We start from the raw sequence: 23415 nt of genomic DNA on the forward strand, positions 1-23415 counted from the left end.
CGTGGAGCCGGGCCTGCGCGGCGAAGCGGGGCCAGCGGGCGGTCTCCGTGAGCAGGTCGGGGACGGTCACCGGAAGACCCGTGCGGTAGCAGTCCAGGCAGGGGCCTTCATCGTTCTGGAGCTGGAAGAGTTCCAGCAGGCGTACTTGTTCGTCGGAGGCGGCCATCACGCGGAGTTCGCCGTCCCGGTCCGCGAGCAGCACTCCGGCGGCGCTCGCCCCGAGCATCCCCACGCAGCGGTCGGTCAGCAGGCGCAGGAAGTCGATCAGGTCGAAGTCGGCGACCAACGTGTCCGCCAGCTCGACGAAGGTCTTGGCCAGGAGTCGCTCATTCATCGTCAACACCCTTTATAGAAACTAGTCCTGCCGTAACAGGGCGGGAAGTACGGCGCAGTGTGCGTTCATCGGATCGAGCGGGAGAGTCAGACATCCTCGTCGGTCTGGGTTGGCTCTGCGTCGGGGGAGAAGCGGAGCCGGCGGGCCACCACGTCGGCGGCCACAAGGGTGAGCCGGCGCCCGTGGGCGTAGGCGTAGGCGCGCAGACGGACGAAGGCTTCGTCGATACCGACGCCGAGCTGGATGGTGAGTATGCCGGTGGCCTGGGAGATCTCCGCCCGGTACCCGCCCAAGTCCTCCGTGTGCTCTTTAGGCGCCCCGTCATCGGCCGGCCCACCTGTCTCGTCGATCCGTGCGTCGAGCAGGACCAGCGTCGCGAGATCAGCGAAAGCCAGTGCGTCGGCCAGCTCCTCCGCGCCCAATCGAACCGGGACCGGGGCGTACAGGTCCAGAACCCCGGGGCTGATCGCCCCATTCTGCAGGGGGAGCGCGAAGACCGCGCGTGCTCCGGCCTCCAGAGCCGCATCGGCGAACACCGGCCAGCAGTGCTGCAGTTCACCGGTCCGCAGGTCGGGCGTCAGGATGGCCGTGCCGTGCGTGAAGGCGTCCACGCACGGCCCCTCGCCCAGGGCGAGCTGCAGCTCCTCCAGCCGTTCGCTGATGTCGTCGGTACTGCACAGCGGATGGCTCGCCGCAGTCCGGGACATGGCCGAGATCCCGGCCCCGCCGACCGGCAGCGAGGTCACCGCTGCGGTGCACACATCCAGCACGCCGACCCGGGCACCCCGTCGGGCGGCCTGCTCGGCAACCAGTACGCGGATCCGGGACGACCGGCCGTTGGGTGTCACCCGGGCCACCGGGTCCAGGCGTGATGGCCCAGTCCCTCCAGCCGCTCCACGGTTCGCTCTCCGAGGGGAAGCACCAGCACGCGGAACATCGTGGGCAGGCCCGGCCGCCAGATCTCTCCGATGTCCTGCCATCCCCAGGACCGGAAGGCATTCAGGGCCGGGTGATCGGCCGGATCCACCAAGGTGGTGCCGAGCGACGCCTGGTGGTCGGCGAGCAGTCGTTCCTGCAGACGTCGGGCCAGGTCCTGGTCCTGCGGATGCGGGCGGACCAGGACGTTGGTGACCGCGAAAACACCATCGGACTCAGTGAGTTGCTCGATACTGCGCGGCAGCGCACCGTCGAAGCCGTGCCACCAGGAGCCGTCGCCGTGGACCGGGAATCCGAAGGCGCAGCCCACCAAGCCGTCCGTCTCCGCGATCACCATGGCGAACCCCGGCCGGCGGATGTCACCGGTGAGACGGCTCAGGAACTCCTCCCGGCTGCGACTGCGGTGCTCCTCCTCGGGCCCGGTCTCACAGGAAGCCATGTACAGATCCGCCAGATCCTGGCGCATGTCCTCCGCCAGCCAGCGGTTCACCCGCCGCAGCCGCACCCCGGCCATGTCGGACGACTCGTCGCCAACGGGCGCCCGTGACGGCTCCCGCCGGGGCCAGGCCATCACAGCACACCGCCCGAAACAGCGGGGACGGCCGGAGCGAGGCGGTGCAACGTCTCGAAGCCCGCCATGGGAAGCGGGACCGGGACGGTGGTGGGGAGGACGGCAGGGAGGGAAGCCGGCCCGGGAACGGCCGGAAGCCCCATGAGCAGGAAGCCGCAACCGGCGAGCTCGACCATCCAGGCCAGCACAGGAGGCGGGTAATGCAGGCGCAGCGTCCCGCCGGCAGCGGCGGTGCGCAGGAACGCCTGGGTGAAGGCGTTGAGGCCGCTGCAGTCGCAGAAGGTGACAGGGGTGAGGTCGACGTCGATGGTGCGCACGCCATCGTGCAGGCATCGTCCGAGGGTTGTGCGTATGAGCGGCACGGTCTCCAGGTCGATCTCGCCGGCGAGGGTGATCAGAGCCCGGGTCCTTCGGCCGTGCCGGTAGACGTTCAACTGCGGTAGGGACATGACACCTCGTTCCAGAGACCTGCCGGGCAGAGCCATGCGTTGTGGCCGGACTCCCGGCTCCTCTGGGGGTGCTCCCGGCAAGGGCATACATGCGGTGGAGGCAGGCGAACGGACGGTCCGGCACTCTGTCCACCGGGACAAGGAGGCCGTTCCGTTCCTCCAGGGGATGCACCGGGTGATCGGACGAAGAGGGCCCGTTCCCCGCGGTCATCTGTGCTGAGTAACAACAGGTCCGCCGGGGTCCAGGACGTCCGTACCTCAGGGTAGCCCTCATTCCGCCCCAGCAGGCGGCCGGAAGCCGCCCGGTCTCAAGGGCTGGACGGCGGCCAGGTTCAGCGGTACCTGGACTGCATATCCGTTGCGCCACAAGGTACTTGGAGGCTGGTACGACATGCGGCGGCCGATGGTCGTCTGCGTAGGGAAGTCCGTGAACCCCCAGGGAGGTGGCTTCGCGTGACGGAGCCGATCAGCCAGACCCAGCCCAAGTCCCAACCCGGCGAGCCCGACGCTGCCGTCGGTGCGAGGCTGCAGACCGAAGCGAGGGCGCTGGCGGCGACCCGCGGCAAGACGACCATCGCGGACGGAGTGGTGGAGAAGATCGCCGGGATCGCCGCACGTGAGGTGTCCGGAATCTACGCCCTGGGAGGCGGGTTCAGCCGCGCCATGGGTGCGATGCGCGACCGTGTCCCCGGCGCACGCGCCAGCGCGGGACGCGGTGTCAAGGTCGAGGTCGGCGAGAAGCAGACCGCCGTCGACCTGGAAGTGGTTGTGGAGTACGGCGTGAGCATCACCGAGGTCGCCGCGGACGTGCGCGAGAGCGTGATCGTGGCGTTGGAACGGATGACAGGTCTCGAAGTCGTCGAAGTGAACATCGCTGTCAACGACGTGCACCTGCCCGAAGAGGACACAGCAGAGACCAGCGAGGGCCGGGTGCAGTAGCGCCACGCTCAAGCAGGCGCGTGCGGCGGTTCGGATTCAGCGGGCGCTTCGCGCGCGGCATGGCGACAACGGTGTCCGGGTCCTCGGCCACAGGTCTGACAGACCGGTCGGAGCCCGAAGACCTGGCTCAGCGCCGGCGTCCGCGACCTCGAGGGGACCATCCGGCCCCCACGCCGCCAGAGTGCACGGCGAGGAGGGCAAGCCCGACGAGCATGAGACTCGTTGGGCTGAAGACCGCCTCGGTCGACGTCTCGGTTGCGTGGATGACGAAGGCGATGACGAAGAGCACGGCCGCCACGAATGCCAGCATCTGTCTTCTCCTGCCGGTGAACGGCGAGCCACAGGCGACTCCGGTGGCTACGCCGACAGACGAGTTCCCCACTCAACCCTGATCACGCGTGCGCAGCGCCAACTTACGGATGACGCGGGAAGATTACGCGCGGCTCCGGTTTCCCGTGCCGGGACTTCGCCACCAAGAACATCAGGGGTGTCGGAGAAGCGGGCCCGGCCTCGCTGCTGCTGTTCGGCGGAGCCCTTCAGCCAATTCCGATCACCGCCTCTCGGGCGGCGCGTGACCAGATGGCTTGCTGGCGGGCGGTGAACCCCATGCGGTTCCAGTGGCAGGGGATGTGCCGTGCGAGAACCCCGCGTTTTCCGAGGCTGAATTTGCTGCTCTCCGGCGCCTCACCGCCGAATTCCTCAGATTGGGACGGGTCCGCTTCGATGCTGTGTGAGTCCGAAAGCGCGGCACGCGAACAGGGGACGTTGACACAGTGCCCTGCCTACGTGCCCAGGACAGCACGCTTGCCCTCGGTGCCCATCCCGCGTTGCCTCAAACGCTACGCGGCCCGTGAGGTCTTCCACCTGGTCAGACAATTACAGTCAGGACCCCGCTCATAGGGGCTGTGACACGTGATGGTCACTGAGGCTCCTGCCGGGCAAGTGCTCGCAGGGGCTTCGGCGTTCCTCGGCGGGCGAGGTCGGGTCTCCGATCTGGCTGCGGCTCCACGAACGAGTCGAGTGCCCACAACGGGGGGAGCCTGCGCGGGGCCACCCGCAGGGGGTCGGTTCGATCTCCGGCACGTTGGCGCCCTGCCCTCGTGGCGCACGCAGCCGTGAGGTCTCACACCGGTCATGAAGCGACCTGAACGAAGTGCCAGCCAGCGTGCCGCGTATCGATCGGCCGGAGTCACATTCAGGGTGTCCCAGGGGCTGGGACTGAGCATGCTCTGTGTTTCTGGGTGGGGTTGCTGTGGCGGGCGGGAGGATGGATGGGTGCTGTACCGGGCTCGGGGCCTGACTCCTGACATCTCTGATCAATGTGTCCCGTTGTCACAGTGCCGGCCGTGGGCTGGGGATGGTGCGTTGTCGGTGCCGGGCGGGCGGGGCGTGTCCCGACAGGGGCCTGCCGTTCGTTGTGGCGTCCTCACGATTCTGACCGCCCGACGCGGCCCAGTGCCGGCAACGCGACGCGCCGTCGGACCACAGAGGGAATGGGTAATCCAGTTCGACCCTGTCCAGTACGCCCCCTGCTCCGCAGACCCGTCGTCGTCGCCCTGCGGGGGAGGTGGTGCTGGGAGTGGATACGCAATTGGGTCAGGAAGTGGGAAGCCGTGAGGCGGCCCGGGAGGTCTTCCACCTGGTCATACAGTTACAGCCAGGACCCCGCTCGTAGGGGCTGTGATCTGACCCCAGGGTTCATGGTGGGCATGAGTGAGGAGGTTCCGGCGATCCGAGGCCCGGCGTTCGAACGGAAGATCGAGGTCCTGGGCTTGGTAAAGGTCGGCACCCCTCCCAGCAGGAAGAGGTGCCGCCCCTCGGGCTTGCTGCGCAGCAGGTTCAGGTGCCCAGTCCGCCGGTGGTTTCAGTGGTGGGTGTTGTACCAGATTGCCAGGGCGATGAGGCTGCTGCCGAGAGCAGTGGCGGCACCACGAGCGGCAGCGAAGACGATGGTGGTGCCGAGGCGGCGAGTGATACTTCGAGTTCGCGTCATGAGGGCTGGTTCCTCGTCAGATAGGCCCCGGCCGGGTGCCGGTGTTCGAGTCCCATCACAGTTCGCGGCCGCGGCGAATTGAACGGTTTGCGGATCCGGGATGGGTGTGAGCGGTTACGCTCCTGTTCGAACCGGGTTCCGGGATTATCCGGGTCGGATCCGGGAGGGAGACAGTGCGATGGTCGGCACTCCGTTTCGACCGGTGGGTACGCAGTCCAGGGTGCTGGCCGAGCTAGCGCGGTTGTGGGACCAGGCGGCGCATCGGGCCTCGGTGACGAAAGTCAGGGTCACCCAGACTGAGTTGGCCAAGCAGTCCAGGGTGCCGATCCAGACGGTGAACTCCTGGGCGAAGGGCGCGTCCACGCCCCGCGACCTCGACCAGCTCACCGCCGTGGGACGAGTTCTTGCCGGATGGGCTGGGGAATCGGCACCCGTGGCGGCCGCGTGGGACGAGCTGAAACGCGCGGACCAGGCCGCACCCCTGGCTGGCCGTGGAGCGGGGGCGGGTGGCGGCCGTCCGCTGGTCGAGGTGACCGATACCGGTCCCGAGCGAGCCTCGGTCGTTCCAACTGGTCAGTCTTCACCACGAAGTTCGGCCGCACCCACTTTCGGCAAGGCGGGTCAGGAAGTTGCAGCCCAGGTTCCGCTGGTCGAATTTGTCGGGCGCCGCGAGATCTTGGCCACGCTTCTGGCCACCCTGAAAAATCCGCAGATTCCGCTCATCACTATTAAGGGCATGGGGGGTATCGGGAAGACAGCGCTTGCGCAGGAAGCCGTACGCACTCTGGCGGCTGAAAACCTCTTCAGCACCATCTTCTGGCGCAGTACCCAGACCGAGAGGTTCATTGGAGAGGGAGTAGTGCGCACCGAAGTTTCGGACTATTCGTTCGACGCACTCATCGACGATCTGCTTCGGCACTCGCAGTTGGCCTGGAGCGCTGACGAATCCACGGCGACGAAAGAGCAGATTGTCAGGAATTGGCTGGCCGATATCGATAACCAAGTGCTTATCGTGCTCGACAACCTGGAAACCGTGCCAGATCGTGACGCGTTGGTCGCCTCGCTGATCGAAATTCTTGGGCGAGGCAAGATTCTTATCACGAGTCGCTACTCCATCCTTCGCGAGTGCGCGTTCTCCGTGGATATTGGAGGATTGTCGCGGCAGGACGGAATCGCCTTTCTTACGAGGACTGCTGAGCACCAGAACAACGCGAACTTGATGAGCGCCGCCCCTGACACGCTGGCCCGCATCCGAGACGTGGCCGGCGGGGCGCCATTGGCAATGCAGCTGATCAGTGGACAGATGGACTACCAGCCGGTGGAACAAGTCCTTCGAGTGATCGAGGAAGCCGGATTCAATGATCTGAGTTACGCGTTCTACAGCTTCCTGTTCCGGCGGATTTGGGATGAGCTGGATGGCCCGGCCCGCAAGGTGCTGGTCGCCATGCGACATTTCGAAGGAAACCCGACTGCATCCGCGATTCAGCACACGGCAAACGTGATCGATGACGAGTTCTATCCAGCGACCGCGAGACTGGGGCAGCGATCCATGCTCGTCATGACAAGAGGCCGCGAAGCGCGGTACTCGCTGCACCCACTGACGAGGTACTTCATCAACACCGACATCGTCGCGCGGTGGGAGTGAGTGGTGTCCCGCGCGGTCTTAGATGGACCTGATCGCACGTTCGATAGGGAGTGCCGCATGCGGCGTATGCAGTACCTCATGCGGGAGGTGATAGCCAACGCGGGCGATAACGCCACGCTGGAAGCAGACCGAGTCGACATTATGTCGGCGTTGGCAGTTGCGCGGGAATGCTGTCAAGGCGACGACCTCGAGCAATGCTGGCTCTATGTGCGAGCGGTGGGAGCCCTGGCCAGATTTCTGGGCTTCCGTAATGCGCTGAGCGAGCGCGTCGCTTGGGGGAAGTCCGCACTAGAGGTAGCCGAACTCGTCGGGGGCGACTCGGCGATCGCCGAACTTTGCGCGTCAACGATAGCGTGGCCTCTGCTCCAGCTTGGTGATTACCCTGAGGCGGAGCGTTACTGTCTGGAAGGACTCAAGGCGGCCCAGCGATGCGGCGATTCACGTGTTGCGGCCCGCTGGGCTGGCAATGCCTCACGATCGCTCTCCGGCATCGCCCGGGATGCCAATGATGGTCCCAAAGCACAGCATTGGGCTGAGCAGGCAGCGATATACGGCCGCCGATGTGAGGACGAGTCGCTGACACGAGGGGCAAAGCTGGATTTCGGGTACGCGGCCCTACTGTTGGAGAATTTCGAAGAAGCGGAGTGTCTGTTTGCCGCCTTGTTGGAAGAGGAGGAACGCGGCGGCGACGAGGAGCGGATCGGGAATCGTTCGGGCGATGCTGCACTGGCGATCATGAACCGGGCGTTGAGGTCCGATGTTGCCGCTGAGCGAACCCGACTATGCGATTTGGCCAGCGCGAATGTGGAGCGCAGTCTGCGGCTTGGTGAGGAGATCAAGCATGCTGTCCTTGTCGGCGAATGCGAGATCGCTCTGGCGACTCTGGCGCGGATCCGAGGGGATGAGGGCGAGCACCGGCGATTGATGGTCAATGGCCGACGCCGCTTCGAGGAGCTCGGGATCCGCCGCAAGGGCCGCGCCGAGCAATTCGTCATATTTCCTAGGGGTTAGCAGGGTTGATGGGGTCACGGCTCAATGGATCACCGGCCAGCTACGCGGCGGGTACACGGACTGGGTACAGCCCCCGGACCTGAGCGGCCTGGAAACCAACCGCGACCTGCTGCTGGTGGTCGACTACGCCGAAACCCGGCCGCACCTCATCCGCCACGTCATCGAGCACCTGTACTCCGCCCGGCACTGCACCCGGGGCCTGCTGATCGCCCGTGCTGTCGGCCCCCCCCCGGCGCGAACACAGCCCGGGCGCCGGCTGTCCCACCCGCGACATTCTGACCAACGCCCCCTCATCGAACTCGGCCCTCTCCACCCTGGTTGGACCAGCCATGGATTTTGGGTGCTGGGAACATTTGTGCGCGACGGGAAAGGATTGACTGGAACTAGGCGTGCCGAGACGCTGTTGTCGAGGCTCGGCCGATCGATGCTGCAGAGCCGGGCACTTTGGGGGGTGTGTATGGCCGAGAAGGACTACGACGACATCGTGGCCACTGCGGTGATCGCCGCTGCGGCCACCGGCCCATTAGTCGTCGCGCCCGTTGCCGACCTGACAGTACTCAGTGGCGTATGGACCGCCATGCTGGCAGCGATAAACAAGAGGTCCGGGCATGGACTGGAACGGGATTTCTTCCTAAAGGTCCCCGCCGCCGTCCTCGTGGGAGGCGGTCTCTATCGAGTCGGTTCGAAGCTGCTGCAGCGATTTATCATGGCAGCGATAGCCGCCACAGGCGTCGGGGCAGCCCCCGTTATGAGCGTCAACGGGATACTCAACGCGCTTGCCACATGGCGGGCCAGTCAAGCTTATATCGAGCTGTGCGAGACGGAAGACTTCGATCCGCTCGACTGGGACCGGACCGTCAAGATCCTCAAAGAGGCAGTTAAACCGTGGCCGACTCGAGAGGAAATCCGCTTCATCATCAATTTCCTCCGCTGGAAGCGACTGTAGGTGTGCGGCCCGCCCATCATTGGCCCATTCGATGGTGTTGCGGTCGCTCACTGCCGCCGCCGCGAACGCGCACCAATCATCTGAAGGGCGCCAGTACGGGGCAGTCGGGAGTGGGCTCCGCCCTTGGCGGGCTGGCTGTTGATGGCTGCGGTGTACTGGCGTACCAACCTGACGATGCGGCAGCTTGGCCTGTTGCTCGGGGTGTTGAAGTGACCGCGGGCCGCGTCATCGATGACATCGCGCCGTTCCACGCGCTGGCACCTCGCTGGGGCCGTGCTCATCGCGGACAGCACTCTCGTGCCCACCCATGGCCGTATTGCTTCCGCCTGGGAAGCGCTACCGGTGTTCCATCGGCGCCAGTACTCGCCTCAGGCGCTGGGCTCACACAAGGACACAGCATGACAAGAGGGTGGAAATCGATGATTCCCTCGCCGTGAACGTCGCCAACGACCTTTATGCCGCCCTGTGCAACGAGGACGGCATCCTGGATGTCAGCCGATCCGCCCTTTCCCTAACAGGGCCGTACGAGCCGTGCGTGACGCCCTGCTCCGGACCCCATCGTTGTGGGCCGCCTATCTTCACCTCGGCGCATAAACGAACCGACTCGCAGATTACTGATCAAGAGGTGCTCCGCAGGGTTCCGGAACCGGTCCGGCCGCAGCTGTGCGGCGAACTCCCGTCAGGGCAAGACCCGACGCGAAATCGTTCGTTGCCTCAAACGCTACGCTGCCCGGGAGGTCTTCCATCTGGTCAAACAGCTACAGCCAGACCCCCGCTCATGGGGGCTTTCGTGACTGATGAGACGGTCGGACGGGTGAGCGAGACACCGATGAACACCCTGCAATACCGCTCTGACGGGCCAGAAGACGCCCCGGTCCTGGTCCTGGGTCCCTCACTGGGTACCACATGGCACAGGTAGGCGAAGCAGCTCCAGGCACCGGTCGGCAGTCACGAGGAACTGCCGTACGCCGTTGGGGAGATCGAAGGCAGGGTTGATCCCGTCGACGGCCTGTGGTGCCCGGCGCGGCAGGATCTGGGTCCAGGCGTTGGCCACCACGGCCCATCGGGCCGGTGGACTGGGGGGCTCACAGTGTCAGCGTCGCCGCCACCGGAAGGTGGTCGCTGTCGGTGGCGGGCAGGGTCCAGGACGAGCGCGGATCCACGCCGCGTACCAGGATCTGGTCGATCCTCGCCACCGGGAACGAAGCGGGCCAGGTGAAGCCGAACCCGGCGCCCGCCTCGGCCTGGGCCGAGCGCAGCCGTGAGGTGACGGCGGACAGGGCCATGTCCTCGAAGGTGCCGTTGAAGTCACCCATGAGCACCGTGCGGGGGAGTGTCTCGGCACCCAGGGCGGCGCCGAGGCGACGCGCCGCGGCGTCACGGTCGTCGGTGGTGAAACCGGACGAGGCGGTGAAGCGGACCGACATCAAGTGGGCGACGAAGACTGCGACCGGCCCCTTCGGGGTCCGGACAGTGGTGCGCATGGCGCGTACCCAGGGCGATATGTCGACCGGCCGGGCATCGGCAATCGGGTATTTGCTCCACAGGCCGACGGTGCCTTGCACCGAGTGGTACGGGTAGGCGTGGGCGAGTGTCCTGACGTACTCCGGTATCGCCGTGCCGCCCAGCTCTTCGAGGGCCACCACGTCGGCGCCGGAGGCGGCGAGGGCGCGCGCCGTGCGCGCCGGGCGCGGGTTGTGCTCGTTGACGTTGTGCGTCACGACGGTCAGGTCTCCGCCGCCGGCCCGCTTGTCGACGAGCATCCCGCCGAACAGCGAGCACCAGATGACCGCGGGCAACAGGACGGCCACGGCGGCCGTCGCCGATCGGCGGACCAGCGCGCACAGCAGCAGGAGCGGCACGGCCAGGCCCGTCCAGGGCAGGAAGGTCTCGACGAGGCTGCCGAGGTGGCCGACCCGGTTGGGGAGGTGGGCGTGGGCCGTCATCACCAGTGTGGTGGGCACTGCGAGGGCGGCGACGATCCGGCCGCGTCGCCAGACGCCAGTGCCGGTGCCGGTGCCGGTGTCCGTGCCGGTGTCTGTGCCGGGCTCGGGTACGGATTCGGGCCCGGGTTCGGGTTCGGGCGAGTGCGGCGGCGGTACGGGAGGGTTGTCGAGCGTCGTTGCCACCGCGACCTCACCGCGTCCCGGATTCGGTGGTCTTCAGCCACTGCCGTACACCCTTGATCAGCGCGCTGCTGTGGGCGAAGGCGGCCTGGAGGCCCTGCTGGGGGCTGGTGCCCGCCTGTTGACGGAGCACGACTCCGAGGACCAGACGGTCACGTCCGCCGCCGTCGGGCGCGGTGGCCGCCCACATCAGGTTGCCGCCCGCGGGGGTGCTGGAGCCGGTCTTGACGCCGATCACACCGGCCGTGCCGAGGAGCGCGTTGGAATTGGAGATCCGGCCCGGCCGGTCGGGAGCGGTGGTGCTGGGCATCGCGACGATGGACCGGAACACCTCGTCCCGCATGACCTGCTGTGCCAGCTTCAGCTGGTCGGCGGATGTGCTGGTGGTCGTGCGCTCGAGGCCGCTGGCGCCGGTGTAGGTGGTGTGGCGCATGCCCAGGGCGTGGGCGGCCCGGTTCATCTTCTTGGCGAACGCCTTCTGCGAGCCCGCGTCCCAGCGGGCCAGCAGGCGCGCGATGTTGTTCCCGGAGGGGATCAACAGGAGTTCGAGCAACTGCCGTTCGCTCAGCCGTTGCCCCTCCCTGACGGGCACGCTCGACTCCACACGCGACACGGACTCGTCGGCTGCCTGCTGGTCGACGGTGATGTCGGGGCCGCTCTCGCCCGCCCGCAGGGGGTGGGCGCGGAGGATGACGTACGCCGTCATGACCTTCGTGACACTGGCGATGGGCACCGGTGTCTGCGTGCCCTTCGTGCCCAGCTCACCACGGGCGCCGAGGCCCTCGACCAGGACGCTCGTCTGCCCCTCCCGCGGCCAGGGCAGTGACCGGGCGGACGAGTTCACCGACCCCGCGGCGGTCGATCCGGGGCCGGAGTCGTCGGCGCCGGAAGGGGGCAGGAGGGCGGCGCCGAGAACGGCCACGATGATCAGGACCATGGCGCCGGCGGCGAGGAGGGCTGGATTCACCTGGCGGGGACCACGCAGGCCAGGAACACGGACAAGGCGCATGGGGCGGCACTTCCCAAGTGATTGACGTGCGGCGTTCGCACGTCGACCACCGTGGCCGGGGGAGATCTCCGCAAGCTTGTCGCCGTGGATCCGGTACCGCGCGGCCGGTCATCCGTCATGTATCAGCTCGGTAGCGTGTCCTGGCGCATGTTCCTGTCACGCATTCCGGTCACGCGTACCCGTCACGCGTTCCGCCGCATGTCCGCCGCGTCCCCTCGCGTATGCGTCGCGTCGGTCGAAGGCAGCCGGAGCGTGGCGACGGCTCCGCCCTCGGCGGCGTTGGAGAAGCCCAGTGACGCGCCGATCACATGCGCCTGGCCCGTGGCCACGGTCAGCCCCAGACCGTGGCCACGGCCACGTTCCGCCGTGCCGGTGCGGAAGCGCTGCGGCCCTTCCGTCAGAAGGCTGTCGGGGAAGCCGGGGCCGTGGTCGCGGACGACGATCGTCGTCCCCTCGATGGTGACCTCCACCGGCGCACTGCCGTGCCGGTGGGCATTGATGACCAGGTTGGCGAGGATCCGGTCGAGTCGGCGCGGGTCGGTCTCGGCCACGACGGGCGCGTTGTCGACGGTGAGCCGCGCTTCCAGGCCGGTGCGGGCGAGTGATTCCCGGACCGCCTCGGCGAGGTCGACGGGGCGCAGCTCGGCGTGTTCCACGCCCGCGTCCAGCCTGGAGATCTCCAGCAGGTCCTCGACGAGGGTACGAAGGACTCGCACCCGGTCCCTGACCAGGTCGGTGGCCTCGCTCTCCGGGAGCAGTTCGGCGGAGGTGACCAGACCCATGAGCGGGGTACGCAACTCGTGGGCGACATCGGCGGTGAAACGCTGTTCGCTCAGCACCCGGTCCCGCAGGCTGTCGGCCATGGAGTCGACGGTGCCCGAGATCTCGGCGATCTCGTCGCCGGTCCGGCCGCGCATCCTCGTCCTGGCGTCCAGGTCGCCCGTCTCGATCCGCCGGGCGGTCCGTGCCACCTGCCGCAGCCTCCGGTTGGGCAGTTCGGCGGCGAGGGCCGAGAGGGACACGACGACGGCCAGGACGAGCAGGGAGTACTTCCACATGTGCCGGTCCAGCGCGGCGCGGCTGAGCTGGTCGGGAGTCATGTCGACGGAGACCGCCACCAGTTGGCCGTCGGGCAGCCTCCGCGAGGCCCACATCTCCGGCCGGTACTGGTTGCTCTCGTCGAAGACGTGGGCCTGCCCGTGGGCCCGTGCCTCCCGCACCAGCTCCGGCGGCATCTGCGCGGGGTCGTGGACGAGACCGCTCGCGTCGTCGGGGTCGGTCGAGCCGAGAGCGGTGTCCAGGACGGAGTACGCCTTGGCGGCGCCGTCGTTCACGGACCGTTCGTAGGTGCTGCGGTGCACCAGCAGGCCGACGGTCAGTGCGATGGCGCCGCACGCGACGGCCACGAGGAGGGCGATCTTCCAGCGCAGTGAGCGCCAGTGCAGCAGGGATCGTACGTTGCCCATGTCAGCGCCGCAGTTTGTAGCCGAAGCCGCGGACCGTCTCGATCCGCTCGGCTCCGATCTTCTTCCGCAGCCGCTGCACGCACAGGTCGACGACGCGGGTGTCGCCGTCCCAGCCGTAGTCCCACACGTTGCGCAGCAGGGTCTGCCGGTCCAGGACGATGCCGGGGTTCGCGGCGAACTCAAGGAGCAGCCGCAGCTCGGTGGGAGCCAGCGCGACCGGCACTCCGGACAGGGACACCTCCAGACCGCCGGTGTCGATGGCCAGCTCCCCGAAGACGAGCCGGGCATGCTGATGGGCTTGACCGGACTGACCGGACTGACCGGACTGACCGGACTGACCGGACTGACCGGACTGACCTGATTGGTCGAGGCGGCCCGGGGAGCCCGCCTGGTCCGCTCGGCCGCCCGTGGCCGCGGCGGCCGGCGTGAAAGTGGTCCGCCGCAGCAGTGAACGGATCCGGGCCACGAGCACGGCCGTGTCGACCGGCTTGACCACGTAGTCGTCGGCGCCCGCCTCCAGACCGGAGACGACGTCCAGCGCGTCGCCGCGTGCCGACATCATCAGGATCGGGTCCGTGCCGGTCTCCCGGATCCGGCGGCACAGGCCGATGCCGTCGAGCCCCGGCAGCATCACATCGAGGAGCAGCAGGTCGTGCCGCCCCTCCCGGAACAGTTCCAGTCCGGTCAGACCGTCACCGGCCGCGATGACGTGGTAGCCGTAGCGCTCCAGAGCCATCGCGACCGACCTGCGGATCACCTCGTCGTCCTCGACGAGGAGAATCGTGACGGACGCGGGAGCGGGAGCGGAAGCGCCGGCACCGACGGCTGAGGCTGCGTGGGACATCGTCTCCGGCCTGTTCGAGGGGGTGGCGGGGACTCCATGATGCCGTCACGAGTCCTTCGGGGGCTCCGGCGCCACCCAGTCGGGGTGTCCCGGCATGGGCGGGGTCTTCTCGTCGTACAGCCAGCTGGTGATGTACGAGGTGAAGTCGCGACCGCTGACCTCGTTCGCCACGTCGATGTAGTCCTGGGTGTCGGCGGCCTTGCCCCGGTACCGGTCGAAGAAGGTCCGCTCGATCTTCTTGAAGGTGGCGTCGCCGACCTGGTGGCGCAGCCCGGCGAGCATCAGCACGCCGGCGTTGTTGCCGCCGACCAGCGCGTCGATCGCCTCCTTGGGCCGGTTCGGGGGCCCGGACGCGGCGCGTCCCTCGGGGTCGAACTCGTAGCGCAGCTTCAGCACGGTGTCCCAGTCGCGCCAGCCTTTGTGCACGTTGTAGCGCAGCTGGTAGTACTCGGCGTGCCCCTCGCTGATCCAGTTGGTGTCCCAGTTCGCCACGCTGAGCTCGTCGCCGAAGTACTGGTGCACCATCTCGTGGACCATGGTCGGCTCGCGCAGGTCCGGCTCCCCCTGGAGGCCCTCGACGGCGAAGGTGGACAAGGTCGCCGTCTCCAGGGCCACGCCCAGGTAGCCGTCGGCCACTCCCAGCACACCATAGGTCTCCAGCGGGAACTCCCGGCCGAACTCCTCCTCCATCCATGCCATTTGGCCGGGTATGGCGTTCACCAGGGGCTTGGCGGCTTCGTACGCGTCGGCGGTGATGTAGCTGCGCAGCGGCAGCCCGCGCGGGCCGCGGTCCCGGATCTCCTTGTAGTGGCCGACGCCGGCCTGGACGACATGGGTGGGGACCTCGTCGCGGGTGCTGAAGACGGTGGTGGCGTCGTCGCCCTTCGTGGTGCGTGAGCGCTGCGTACCGATGCCCACGGCCTGCAGGTCCTTGGGTGCGGTGATGCGGAAGGTGAACCGGGCCCTGTCGACGGGGTAGTCGTTGGCGGGGAAGAACATGTGTGACCGGTCCGGCTGGCCGAAGAGCACGAAGCCGTCCTTCTTGTTCACCCACGGAGTCAAGCGCGGTGCCGGGCTCGTCGGGTCGCCCGGGCGGGCCCGGTTGTCGCTCCTGTCGACGCGGTAGGCGATGTCCACGTCGAACGGGCGGCCCTTGTCGAGTGCCTGCTGCGGCGTGATGTCCAGCTTCTCGCCCTTCTCGTCGACGGTGAAGCGGGCGGGCCGGCCCTGGACGGTCACCGTCCTGATCTCGTCCACGGCCGCGTCGAGGCTGAACCGGGACAGGGCCTGGGTGGCGGTGGCCTGGATCCGTACGGAGGAGTCCATCTTCGTGGTCCCGGGCCGGTAGGTGTAGCCGACGTCGTACGAGCGCACGTCGTACCCGCCGTTGCCCAGGTACGGCAACAGCCGGTCCCCGGCGCTCCTGGCACCGGCGGAGGGCTGGTCGTTGCGGGGAGTGATGCCGTGGGGAGTGACGTCGTCGGGAGCGCCGCCGTCCTGCGTGCCGGCCCAGCCGAGAGGGCCGGCCGCCATGTTCGCCATGGCCGCGGTCGAGGCCGCGAGCGCGATGAGCACGGTACGGCGGCGCCGCTTTGGGTGTGCGGGGGCAGGGAGCATCGTGACCACCTTCGGTGGGACCGGCGAGAGACCGGTGAGACAGGCGGGACCGGTGCGCCGCGCCGACGCACCGGGGCCACCTTGCGCGATGCCGGTTTCCGCTTCGGCGAAGTGGGGCGTCCGTAGGCGCTCAGCTGTGTATCAGCCGCGTATCGGCCAGGCCCGGGGCGTGTGCCCTGCCGTTGGAGTGTTCCTTCAGATCCGCAGCGTTTGTCGGCGTGGGTGGGCCCGGAAGCCAGGCTCTGGCTTCCGGGCCGCATGGTGTGGGGCGCTCAGTACCAGTACCAGCGCCTGCTGGGCCTGTTCTTGCTGCTGAAGATACGTCGCATCTTTGCGGTCATGAGCAATCACCTCCTTCCGGTGTTGTGTCCGGTCCTCGACGGCATGGGCGTCCGACACAGAGTGAACGGTCGAGGGACGTTGCCCTCGGCCATGGCCGCGCGGGTATCACCGCCGGTGACGCTCAGGCGGGTGTCGCGGGTGAGGGCGGTCAGCGACTCGGTGAGCAGCGTCTGCGCCACCGCTGCGCCGGCGCAGGTGAAGGGGCCCGCGCCGAACGTGATGAAGCATCCGTGGTCGCCGGGCTCCTGCCAGCGTTCGGGCCGGAACGCGTCGGGGTCGCTCCACTGCTGCTCGTCGTGGTGTGTCAGATACGGGCTGACGGAGAGAAGGTCCCCGGCCTGGAAGGCCACCCCGCCGACCTCGACGGGGCACGGGACGCCACGGGCGAGCATCCACGGCATCGGACGGTGTCGCAGCGCCTCACGTACCACCTGGTCAGCAGGCCAGGGCCACGGCGAGTCCGCCGTGTGGTGCAGGCAGGCCAGCAGCACCGACCAGGCCAGCGAGGCACTGAGAGGCACCACGATCGCCCGGTGCATCATCACATGCAGCTCGGCCACCGCCCGGTCGCTCACCTCCGCGGGCGGGCAGGCGCCGAGCACAGCGTCCAGCACATCGCGCGCCTGGCCCACCGGATGTTCCCGGCGTTGGCGCACCTCCTCGGTCAGGGCGGCTACCAACCTGGCGCGCCAGACCTCTGCCCGGACGCGCTGCCACATCCGCGGCGCGTGGAACACCACGCCTCTACGCGCGGCCTGGTCCGCCAGCCGGCGGGTCGCAGCGGGAGTGGAGACGGGGTGCAGCAGCAGGCCCGCCACACACCGATGCACCAGCCTGTTCCCGCTCTCCGGCCACCGGCTGGTCGAGGACATCTCGGTCACGGCTCGCGCCAACTCGGCCTGGTACTGCGGCACGCCCGCCCGCAGAACGTCCCTCACCGCGTGACCGACTGCGACCTGAGCTTCTCGCGTGGGCAGCAGTTCACCAAAGAAGTCCGACTTCCCGGCATGGAATTCCGGGTCGCGCAGCAGCCTGTGCGCCAGGTCCGCGTCGCTGACGCAGTACTCACCCCAGGGCAGTTGGATGATTCCCGTCGTGCTGCGGCGACGGAGGCCGTCGATGTACTCAAGCGGGTCCCGCCGGAACCGGCGCTTGTCTCCCATTCTCATCGGAGCATCTCCTCGGCGAGCATCTCGATGAAGGTGCCGAACAGCGTGTACGGGGTGGGGCTGCCGTTACGGGCGGAGGCAGCGCAACCGGGCTCGTCCAGGGTGATGCCACCCTGTGCACCGTGTACACCCTGATTAGCTCAAAGGTGTAAGCGCACGCCGGAGGTTACAACGGGTATCGGCCAGAGCATGCGGCATGCACGGCGGCCGCCCTCGCGTCGGCGCACGCCCATCACCCCCGTAGGGGCGGCTGAGGTGCCCCGAGCAGGCCCCAGTTGGTGAAGCCCGAACCAGGGAGGCCCCGCACCATGTGATCAGAGTCGGTGCAGTAGAGCTGCGCCATCGACCCAGTGCCAGTTGACCGGCTGCCACTGCTTTTTGAGGGCGGCGCGCTCCTTGGCGTAGGAACGCAGTGCGTCCTCCTCCACCTGGCCGAGGTCGCCGAGCATGGCAGGGCACGGGATGCGGTAGATCCGCTCGCGCGCGGGGTCCGCGGCGATTTCGAAGCAGAAGCCGGTGAAGGGGCTGTCGCGGTGCAGGTGCATGCCGCCGAGCTGGCCGACGAACTCGCCCTCGTCGCTTACCAGGATGAAGGCGAACCGCTGGCCCCGACTGCCGCCCCGGTAAATGTGGCCGAAGACGGGGACGACGAACAGGTCTTCACGGACCACCGCGGGCCGGCCGAGGCGGGCGTCGTGCCAGTCGTACTGCGTCGCGGTCAGTTCGAGTGCGGTGAGGTGCTCGGTCAGCGAGGGCCGCGGCCGGTGGTCCATGCCGACCGGCCTGCCGTGGAACAGGACGCCTGGCCGCAGGTCGGCCTCGGTGTGCTTGACGGGTTCTGCCTCCATGGATGCCAGGGCCCGCAGCGACGGTTTCGTGGAGGGGGCGAGGGGCTGGTCGGCGAGCGACACGATGTTGCCGATCAGGCTGCCGTAGTTGTAGACCCCGTACTCACCGGTCGTGCACAGCAGGCGGCCGCTCGGAGTCGTGCTGATCCAGGTGGCGAACGGGTCGCTCGGGCCGTCCTCGTGCCGACAGCGAGACGCGCCGTAGTGCGTGGTCACCGCCGTGAGGTCGGCGGTGACCAGATGGGTCTGGTCATTCGGTGCGGTGACGGCGAGTGTCCCGTCGGGCAGAACGCAGAGGCCCTTGGCCCACCACAGCTCCTCGCCCAGCCCCGTCGTGGGCCCGCCCAGAGTCGTGTCCTGGCGCATGTACTCGCTCTGCCCGGAGACCGCGGTGGCGAGCACCGCGCCATCCGGGGCGTACCGGGTCAGTAGCGAGTAGCCGAAGTTCACCGTCTTCGCCGCATCGGCTCCGTTGTCGTCCACGCGATGCGCGCGGTAGACGCCGTGCAGGACGTACATCTCTCCGGAGGGTGCGGTGGCGACGTCGTCGACTCTCACACCCCAGCCGTCACTGTAGTTGCGTTCCAGATCGACCGCGTGGTGATCGACGAGCGCGGACGGCAGTGGCACGGGTATGGCGTAGGTCATCGCCCCATTCTCACCGGCACCACTGACAACACCGGTCCGCTCCTCGCCTGCATCCAATTCGGGCCTGCCAAAGCGCCTGGGTGCCTCGTAGCGGTGCGGATGCTGTGCGGGCCCCACGTGCCTGGTGCGGCGCTTCTGAGGTCTTCGCTTCGGGGTGACGGTAGATCGGTCTGTGGGTGTATGTCGGTGGTGTGCGGTATGCCGATGGGGGTGGCCTGACCCCGAAACAGCGAGCTGTGAGAGAGCAAGTTCGGTTTGAGGCTGCTGAGTTGTTCGCGCAGCACGTCCCGCCGCCGAGGGTGGCCCGTCGGCTGCGGGTGTCACGGAAGTCGGCCTATGCCTGGTATGCGTCATGGCGGGAGGGCGGCGTGGAGTCGTTGCGTTCGAAGGGGCCGTCCGGCCAGCGGTCGCGGATGAAACCGTCGTGGCGGGCATAGCTGGGCGAGGCTCTGGAGCAGGGCCCTGCGGCGCACGGGTGGGTGGAGGACCAGAGGTGGACGACGGCCCGGGTGGCGGTCCTGGTCGCGCGGCGTTTCCATGTCCGCTTCAGCGACGCGCAGATCTGGCGGATCCTGCATCAGATGGGGTTCACGGTGCAGGTTCCGGTGCACCGGGCTGCTGAGCGTGACGAGAACGCAGCGGCGACGTGGGTCAAGGAGGTCTGGCCTCGCGTGGAAAGGCGGTGAGGGGCCAGGGAGCGTGGCTGTGCTTCGAGGACGAGTCGGGGCAGAGTCTTCGCCCGCCGAAAGCGCGGACCTGGTCCCGGCGTGGGCACTCCCCGGTGGTGAGAGTCAGCGGGAAGGGATCCGGGCGGGTCTCGCTCGCCGGGATGGTGTGTGCCAGGCCCGGTGGGCGGACCCGGTTGGTCTTCCGGGTACTCGTTCACCACGGCCGCAAGACCGAGAAGAAGGGGTTCAGGGAGTCGGACTTCGCCGCTCTGCTGGACGCAACCCACCAGCAGCTCGGCTCGAAGATCGTCTTGGTGTGGGACAACTCCACCCAGCACAAGGACGCCCGCGATGCGCGAACTTCTGGCAGCGCGCGAGCAGTGGCTGACCGTCTTCCGCCTCCCCGCGTATGCGCCGGACCTCAACCCCGCGGAAGGAGTCTGGGCCCATCTGAAGAAGACGCTGGCCAACCTGGCCGCAGGCACCACCGACCAGCTCGCCGCACACACCCGGACCCGGCTGAAGAAAATGCAGTACCGCCCCGCCCTCCTCGACGGCTTCATCGCCGAAACCGGACCTATCCTCACCCACCATGACAGGTCACCCCGAAGCAAAGACCTCAGTACCGGGAAGAAGCCGAGCTAGGTACAGGCTCCGTGGCCGCACGGGCGGGTGCACGGGCAGGCCGCGTACGACGGGAAGCGCCCGGCTGAGAAATCTCAGTCGGGCGCTTGTCCAGGTCTCGGACTCCACTGGCTGGCCGTCATCACCCATTAGTCACGGGGCGGCGCGATGTCCCGGGGGTGTCGCTTCCTGTCCTGCCGCGGTGACTCGCTCACCGGAGATGTTCAGCAGGGGAGAGTGGTCTTGCCGGCAGCGCCGGTGGCACCGGTGGTGCCGTCCGCGAGCAGCGTGGCGGCGGTGCCGTTGCCGCCGGGCTTGCCCGGGCACACCGGACTGGCCGCGCCGCCGGCGCCGCCCGTGCCGCCTGTGTGGCCGCCGCCGACGATGGCCGCTCCGCCGTTGCCGCCCTTGCCGCCGGGGATTCCGGCACCGGCATCGCCGACGCCGCCCACGCCGCCCTTACCGCCGGTGCCGCCGAGCATGGCCGCTCCGCCGGAGCCGCCGCTGCCGCCGTTGCCGTTGGCGCCGCCGGCCCCGCCCGTCCCTCCGAGCCCGCCGACGCTCGCGATGCCGGTGGCGTTGCCCCCTGCGCCTCCATTGCCTCCGTTGCCGTTGGCACCCGCAGCGCCACCGGTGCCGCCGAGGCCGCCGATACCGCCGAGGGTCCCGACGCCGTTGGCGCCGTTACTGCCGGGGGCCCCGGCGGCGATGTGAGCCTGGGCGCTACCCGTAGCGGGCTGGGCGGAGGCGAGGGCGGGAGCGACGGTGAAACCGGCTGCAGCAATCGTGGCGATCAGGAAGGTCCTGGCAGTGGCCGTTGTGCGCATGGTGCGCATGGGGTACTTCCTTCGATTTGTGCAGGCGGAGAGATTCTCTGCCTGACAGCTCTCAACGTAGGGAAGTGCGACGCACTGCGCACTCTGAAGGATGATCAAATGTCTTTAAATAGACTGAATCATCAAACTTTGGCTGTAAATTCCCAATTCCGGATCCGTCATCAACGCTGTGACCCGTCTCGGTGGATGGTCTCGACTAGCAACACACACCCGTCACAGCGGGTCGTTGCCCACTGGCTCCTCGACGCGACGTGCGGGCGCGCGACTGGGGCCGGAGGCCCTGAAGGGCGCCTCCGGCCTGAGTAGGGCAACGAGCCCAACGGCCCTCCTCCTCGCAGCCCAGAGGTATTCCACCGCTCGCGATCGCTCTGTCGGCGAACCGTTCCCAGGGACGCCCGAGGTTAGACTGAAGCATGGCGTGGGGCCACGATGGAGGGCTCACGTGACCGCGCCGAACCAAGATCCCACCCTGTGGGAGCTGCTGCGCGCTATGCAGCAGATGCGCGACGACCTGCGCGCAGACTTCGCCGAACTCGGCACGCGGCTTGCAGAGATGGTCACAAAGATCCAGTACGACGCCGACCGTCGTACGGACGAAATCCGGATCAAGAGCCTCGAAGGTGACGTCGCAGACCTGGGCCGCGCCGCGGAGGCGGAGCGGGAAGCAGCCCGCGGGGCCCGCCGCCTGGCGCTCATCGCCCTCGTCGCCCCGGTCGTCGTCGCGATCCTCGTCAGCGTGCTCGAACTGTAGGTCCACCCACCAAGGCGTGGGGAAGAAGCAGGACGCGCCATGCCGGAGCTCTGGCTCCCCGGCGCCGAGCGACACCCGCTCGGCGACACCGCACCCACCGACGCTCAGTACGAATCCCGAGTGATCTGGCACATCACCTGGGACAAGAACGGCACCCCCTCCAAGCCGCTGGAGCGCGTGCCGTTCGACAACCTCGTCCGGTACTTCACCGGCGCGGGCAGCAGCGCCGCCCCGCACCTGCTGTGGGACCCCTTCACCGGACGCACCGCCCAGTTCTATCCCGCCAACAGCCGCTCGAAGTCCGTCGTCGACGCCGCCGGCGGCACCCGCACCAACCGAACCGGGCGCGTCTGTCTCCAGGTTGAGACCCTGTTCTTCCCCTACTGCAAGGTGGGAGGCAAGGCCTACCGGACGGTCAAGGACACCCCAGCGAAGGGCCTCGACAAGATCCTGGCCTGGGCGCGGAGCTGGGGTGTGCCAGACACCTGGCCCATGGGCATCCCCACCTGGAGCGCCAACCGCAGCGAGCGCACCTGGCGCAGCAAAGGCGGCCACTACACCCACGCGCACGTTCCCGAGAACAGCCACACCGACCCCGGCCCGATGCCGAAGTGGCCCAAGCCGAAGCCTGGGGCGCCACCGTTCGAACGCAACGACTCCACGCCGCCCTCCCGCCATGACGCATACCAGGCATAGGTCGACTTCCGTGACACCCGCAGCCGACGGGCCACCCTCGGCGGCGGGACGTGCTGCGCGAACAACTCAGCAGCCTCAAACCGAACTTGCTCTCTCACAGCTCGCTGTTTCGGGGTCAGGCCACCCCCATCGGCATACCGCACACCACCGGCATACACCCACAGACCGATCCACCGTCACCCCGAAGCGAAGACCTCAGTTGCGGCCGGATCAGCAGGTGGAGCTGCGGACCTTGGCGAAGGCGTTGTTGGCGACCTTGACGTAGATGGTCTTCTTGTCCTTGCGGTTGTACTTCTTCGAGAAGTCGCGGCCCGGGGTGAGCTGGAAGTCGACCTTGAAGCAGCGTCCCTTCTTCACCTGGAAGACGTCCCAGTCCTGAGTGCCCTTGGTCCGCTCCCCGGGGCGGAGCCAGTTCCTCTTCTGGTTGTTGCAGGTCGGCTTCTTGGTGGTGTAACTGCCGGTGCTCCCAGTGCTCTTGCACCAGTTCTTCAGGGCGTAGAAGCCCTTCCCGCTGTCGTTCCAGGTCTGAGAGCACAGGGGCGGATGGCACGAACCGCCCGCGCTCGCGGTGGGCGCCGGGCCCGCCAGGGTGGCGGCGGTCGCGATCGCCACCACGGTGGCTGCGGTGCTGACGTGCTTGAGTACGGGTTTTGTGGACACGGTCACGTTCTTCTCCCTTGTACGGTGGCCGGCCCTCATGGACCGGCAGAGCCCCGACGCTAGGGCGGTCGCGGGGGCCGTCACCAGGACTTTCGGGCAGGGCCGAAACTCGGTCGGCCGCCAGGCCGAGCTCCCGGTTCGGCCGCAGACCGCAGTTGCTGTTCTTTCGGGTCTCGCCCCTGTGACCGAAATGACGCCTCTCACATGTCATGTGACGCATTGACCCCTCAGCGCCGTCGCGGTTGCATGCTTGGGGCCCTCCGGTAGGGGACCGGGGGCGAGACCTC

21 protein-coding genes and 2 pseudogenes are annotated in these 23415 nt (G+C 67.9%); 7 read left to right on the forward strand and 16 right to left on the reverse strand.

Annotated elements, in window-relative coordinates; genetic code table 11:
• From IEY91_RS39845 to IEY91_RS39855, 4 genes are all read right to left on the reverse strand, one after another.
• Nucleotides 1-334: GAF domain-containing protein (locus IEY91_RS39845; RefSeq protein ID WP_189177682.1), on the reverse strand; the 334-nt coding region annotated here is incomplete at its 3' end.
• A gap of 86 nt (nt 335-420) precedes the next feature.
• Nucleotides 421-1182: an ANTAR domain-containing protein gene (locus IEY91_RS39850; RefSeq protein WP_229697695.1), complete on the reverse strand. Its 762-nt coding sequence runs from the start codon at nt 1180-1182 to the stop codon at nt 421-423.
• A complete protein-coding gene (locus tag IEY91_RS42220) occupies nt 1179-1784 on the reverse strand; it encodes a hypothetical protein (RefSeq protein ID WP_229697697.1) in 606 nt (201 codons plus the stop codon). The genes IEY91_RS39850 and IEY91_RS42220 overlap by 4 nt, the downstream gene beginning before the upstream one ends.
• Before the next feature lie 56 nt (nt 1785-1840).
• A complete protein-coding gene (locus IEY91_RS39855) occupies nt 1841-2290 on the reverse strand; it encodes an STAS domain-containing protein (RefSeq protein ID WP_189177684.1) in 450 nt (149 codons plus the stop codon).
• Between the two features lie 453 nt (nt 2291-2743).
• Between IEY91_RS39855 and IEY91_RS39860 the strand changes: the two genes are divergently transcribed.
• On the forward strand, nt 2744-3229 hold the full coding sequence (locus IEY91_RS39860; protein WP_373288125.1) for an Asp23/Gls24 family envelope stress response protein: 486 nt from the start codon (nt 2744-2746) through the stop codon (nt 3227-3229).
• A 127-nt stretch (nt 3230-3356) separates the two neighbouring features.
• Here the strand turns inward: IEY91_RS39860 and IEY91_RS39865 are convergent, their stop codons facing one another.
• Nucleotides 3357-3539 (reverse strand): hypothetical protein, encoded by a 183-nt coding sequence (locus tag IEY91_RS39865; protein WP_055548241.1) that lies wholly within the window; start codon nt 3537-3539, stop codon nt 3357-3359.
• A 1554-nt stretch (nt 3540-5093) separates the two neighbouring features.
• Entirely contained in the window at nt 5094-5222 is a 129-nt protein-coding gene (locus IEY91_RS42455; RefSeq protein ID WP_268240952.1) for a hypothetical protein, read from the reverse strand.
• Nucleotides 5223-5400: 178 nt separating this feature from the next.
• On the opposite strand from IEY91_RS42455, the gene IEY91_RS39870 reads away from it, so the two are divergent.
• From IEY91_RS39870 to IEY91_RS39880, 3 genes are all read left to right on the forward strand, one after another.
• Complete coding sequence (locus IEY91_RS39870) at nt 5401-6867, forward strand: ATP-binding protein (protein ID WP_189177685.1); 1467 nt, start codon at nt 5401-5403, stop codon at nt 6865-6867.
• 57 nt (nt 6868-6924) lie between these two features.
• Nucleotides 6925-7878, forward strand: coding sequence for a hypothetical protein (locus tag IEY91_RS39875; RefSeq protein WP_189177686.1), 954 nt, complete (start codon nt 6925-6927; stop codon nt 7876-7878).
• 457 nt (nt 7879-8335) lie between these two features.
• Complete coding sequence (locus tag IEY91_RS39880; protein WP_189177687.1) at nt 8336-8824, forward strand: hypothetical protein; 489 nt, start codon at nt 8336-8338, stop codon at nt 8822-8824.
• 1085 nt (nt 8825-9909) lie between these two features.
• On the opposite strand, the gene IEY91_RS39885 is transcribed toward IEY91_RS39880, so the two are convergent.
• The 7 genes from IEY91_RS39885 to IEY91_RS39915 all read right to left on the reverse strand — a co-directional run bounded on the left by IEY91_RS39885 (nt 9910) and on the right by IEY91_RS39915 (nt 18893).
• Complete coding sequence (locus IEY91_RS39885) at nt 9910-10770, reverse strand: endonuclease/exonuclease/phosphatase family protein (RefSeq protein ID WP_229697712.1); 861 nt, start codon at nt 10768-10770, stop codon at nt 9910-9912.
• Nucleotides 10771-10960: 190 nt separating this feature from the next.
• Nucleotides 10961-11917, reverse strand: coding sequence for a D-alanyl-D-alanine carboxypeptidase family protein (locus IEY91_RS39890; protein WP_189177689.1), 957 nt, complete (start codon nt 11915-11917; stop codon nt 10961-10963).
• Nucleotides 11918-12141: 224 nt separating this feature from the next.
• Nucleotides 12142-13425: an ATP-binding protein gene (locus IEY91_RS39895; RefSeq protein WP_164327309.1), complete on the reverse strand. Its 1284-nt coding sequence runs from the start codon at nt 13423-13425 to the stop codon at nt 12142-12144.
• A 1-nt stretch (nt 13426) separates the two neighbouring features.
• Entirely contained in the window at nt 13427-14269 is an 843-nt protein-coding gene (locus IEY91_RS39900) for a response regulator transcription factor (RefSeq protein WP_268240954.1), read from the reverse strand.
• A 45-nt stretch (nt 14270-14314) separates the two neighbouring features.
• Entirely contained in the window at nt 14315-15886 is a 1572-nt protein-coding gene (locus IEY91_RS39905; RefSeq protein WP_189177690.1) for a M1 family metallopeptidase, read from the reverse strand.
• Between the two features lie 347 nt (nt 15887-16233).
• Nucleotides 16234-17397: a cytochrome P450 gene (locus IEY91_RS39910; protein WP_229697699.1), complete on the reverse strand. Its 1164-nt coding sequence runs from the start codon at nt 17395-17397 to the stop codon at nt 16234-16236.
• 314 nt (nt 17398-17711) lie between these two features.
• Nucleotides 17712-18893, reverse strand: a complete 1182-nt coding sequence (locus IEY91_RS39915) for a hypothetical protein (RefSeq protein WP_189177691.1) — start codon at nt 18891-18893, stop codon at nt 17712-17714.
• A gap of 191 nt (nt 18894-19084) precedes the next feature.
• On the opposite strand from IEY91_RS39915, the pseudogene IEY91_RS42795 reads away from it, so the two are divergent.
• Nucleotides 19085-20206: pseudogene (locus tag IEY91_RS42795) on the forward strand (IS630 family transposase).
• Between the two features lie 203 nt (nt 20207-20409).
• Here IEY91_RS42795 and IEY91_RS39930 read toward each other — a convergent pair.
• Complete coding sequence (locus tag IEY91_RS39930) at nt 20410-21021, reverse strand: hypothetical protein (protein WP_189177692.1); 612 nt, start codon at nt 21019-21021, stop codon at nt 20410-20412.
• A 442-nt stretch (nt 21022-21463) separates the two neighbouring features.
• On the opposite strand from IEY91_RS39930, the gene IEY91_RS39935 reads away from it, so the two are divergent.
• On the forward strand, nt 21464-21772 hold the full coding sequence (locus IEY91_RS39935) for a hypothetical protein (RefSeq protein ID WP_189177693.1): 309 nt from the start codon (nt 21464-21466) through the stop codon (nt 21770-21772).
• Nucleotides 21773-21811: 39 nt separating this feature from the next.
• Nucleotides 21812-22468 (forward strand): peptidoglycan-binding protein, encoded by a 657-nt coding sequence (locus IEY91_RS42740; protein ID WP_373288126.1) that lies wholly within the window; start codon nt 21812-21814, stop codon nt 22466-22468.
• On the opposite strand, the pseudogene IEY91_RS42800 reads toward IEY91_RS42740, so the two are convergent.
• Together IEY91_RS42800 and IEY91_RS39945 are read right to left on the reverse strand one after the other, a co-directional pair.
• Nucleotides 22411-22611 (reverse strand): annotated as a pseudogene (locus IEY91_RS42800) (helix-turn-helix domain-containing protein); the annotation flags it as partial. The gene IEY91_RS42740 and the pseudogene IEY91_RS42800 sit on opposite strands and share 58 nt — an antisense overlap.
• 67 nt (nt 22612-22678) lie before the next feature.
• Nucleotides 22679-23134, reverse strand: coding sequence for a hypothetical protein (locus IEY91_RS39945; RefSeq protein ID WP_164327314.1), 456 nt, complete (start codon nt 23132-23134; stop codon nt 22679-22681).
• Nucleotides 23135-23415 lie beyond the last annotated feature (281 nt).

Source organism: Streptomyces lasiicapitis, assembly GCF_014646335.1.
Lineage (GTDB): Bacteria > Actinomycetota > Actinomycetes > Streptomycetales > Streptomycetaceae > Streptomyces > Streptomyces lasiicapitis.

What these genes read in the sequence shown, in the direction of transcription:
- IEY91_RS42220 (WP_229697697.1), bottom strand. Translation starts at nt 1,784, where the DNA reads ATGGCCGGGGTGCGGCTGCGGCGGGTGAACCGCTGGCTGGCGGAGGAC.
- IEY91_RS39855 (WP_189177684.1), bottom strand. Translation starts at nt 2,290, where the DNA reads ATGTCCCTACCGCAGTTGAACGTCTACCGGCACGGCCGAAGGACCCGG.
- IEY91_RS39865 (WP_055548241.1), bottom strand. Translation starts at nt 3,539, where the DNA reads ATGCTGGCATTCGTGGCGGCCGTGCTCTTCGTCATCGCCTTCGTCATC.
- IEY91_RS42455 (WP_268240952.1), bottom strand. Translation starts at nt 5,222, where the DNA reads ATGACGCGAACTCGAAGTATCACTCGCCGCCTCGGCACCACCATCGTC.
- IEY91_RS39870 (WP_189177685.1), top strand. Translation starts at nt 5,401, where the DNA reads ATGGTCGGCACTCCGTTTCGACCGGTGGGTACGCAGTCCAGGGTGCTG.
- IEY91_RS39875 (WP_189177686.1), top strand. Translation starts at nt 6,925, where the DNA reads ATGCGGCGTATGCAGTACCTCATGCGGGAGGTGATAGCCAACGCGGGC.
- IEY91_RS39880 (WP_189177687.1), top strand. Translation starts at nt 8,336, where the DNA reads ATGGCCGAGAAGGACTACGACGACATCGTGGCCACTGCGGTGATCGCC.
- IEY91_RS39885 (WP_229697712.1), bottom strand. Translation starts at nt 10,770, where the DNA reads ATGACGGCCCACGCCCACCTCCCCAACCGGGTCGGCCACCTCGGCAGC.
- IEY91_RS39895 (WP_164327309.1), bottom strand. Translation starts at nt 13,425, where the DNA reads ATGGGCAACGTACGATCCCTGCTGCACTGGCGCTCACTGCGCTGGAAG.
- IEY91_RS39900 (WP_268240954.1), bottom strand. Translation starts at nt 14,269, where the DNA reads ATGTCCCACGCAGCCTCAGCCGTCGGTGCCGGCGCTTCCGCTCCCGCT.
- IEY91_RS39905 (WP_189177690.1), bottom strand. Translation starts at nt 15,886, where the DNA reads ATGCTCCCTGCCCCCGCACACCCAAAGCGGCGCCGCCGTACCGTGCTC.
- IEY91_RS39910 (WP_229697699.1), bottom strand. Translation starts at nt 17,397, where the DNA reads ATGAGAATGGGAGACAAGCGCCGGTTCCGGCGGGACCCGCTTGAGTAC.
- IEY91_RS39915 (WP_189177691.1), bottom strand. Translation starts at nt 18,893, where the DNA reads ATGACCTACGCCATACCCGTGCCACTGCCGTCCGCGCTCGTCGATCAC.
- IEY91_RS39930 (WP_189177692.1), bottom strand. Translation starts at nt 21,021, where the DNA reads ATGCGCACCATGCGCACAACGGCCACTGCCAGGACCTTCCTGATCGCC.
- IEY91_RS42740 (WP_373288126.1), top strand. Translation starts at nt 21,812, where the DNA reads ATGCCGGAGCTCTGGCTCCCCGGCGCCGAGCGACACCCGCTCGGCGAC.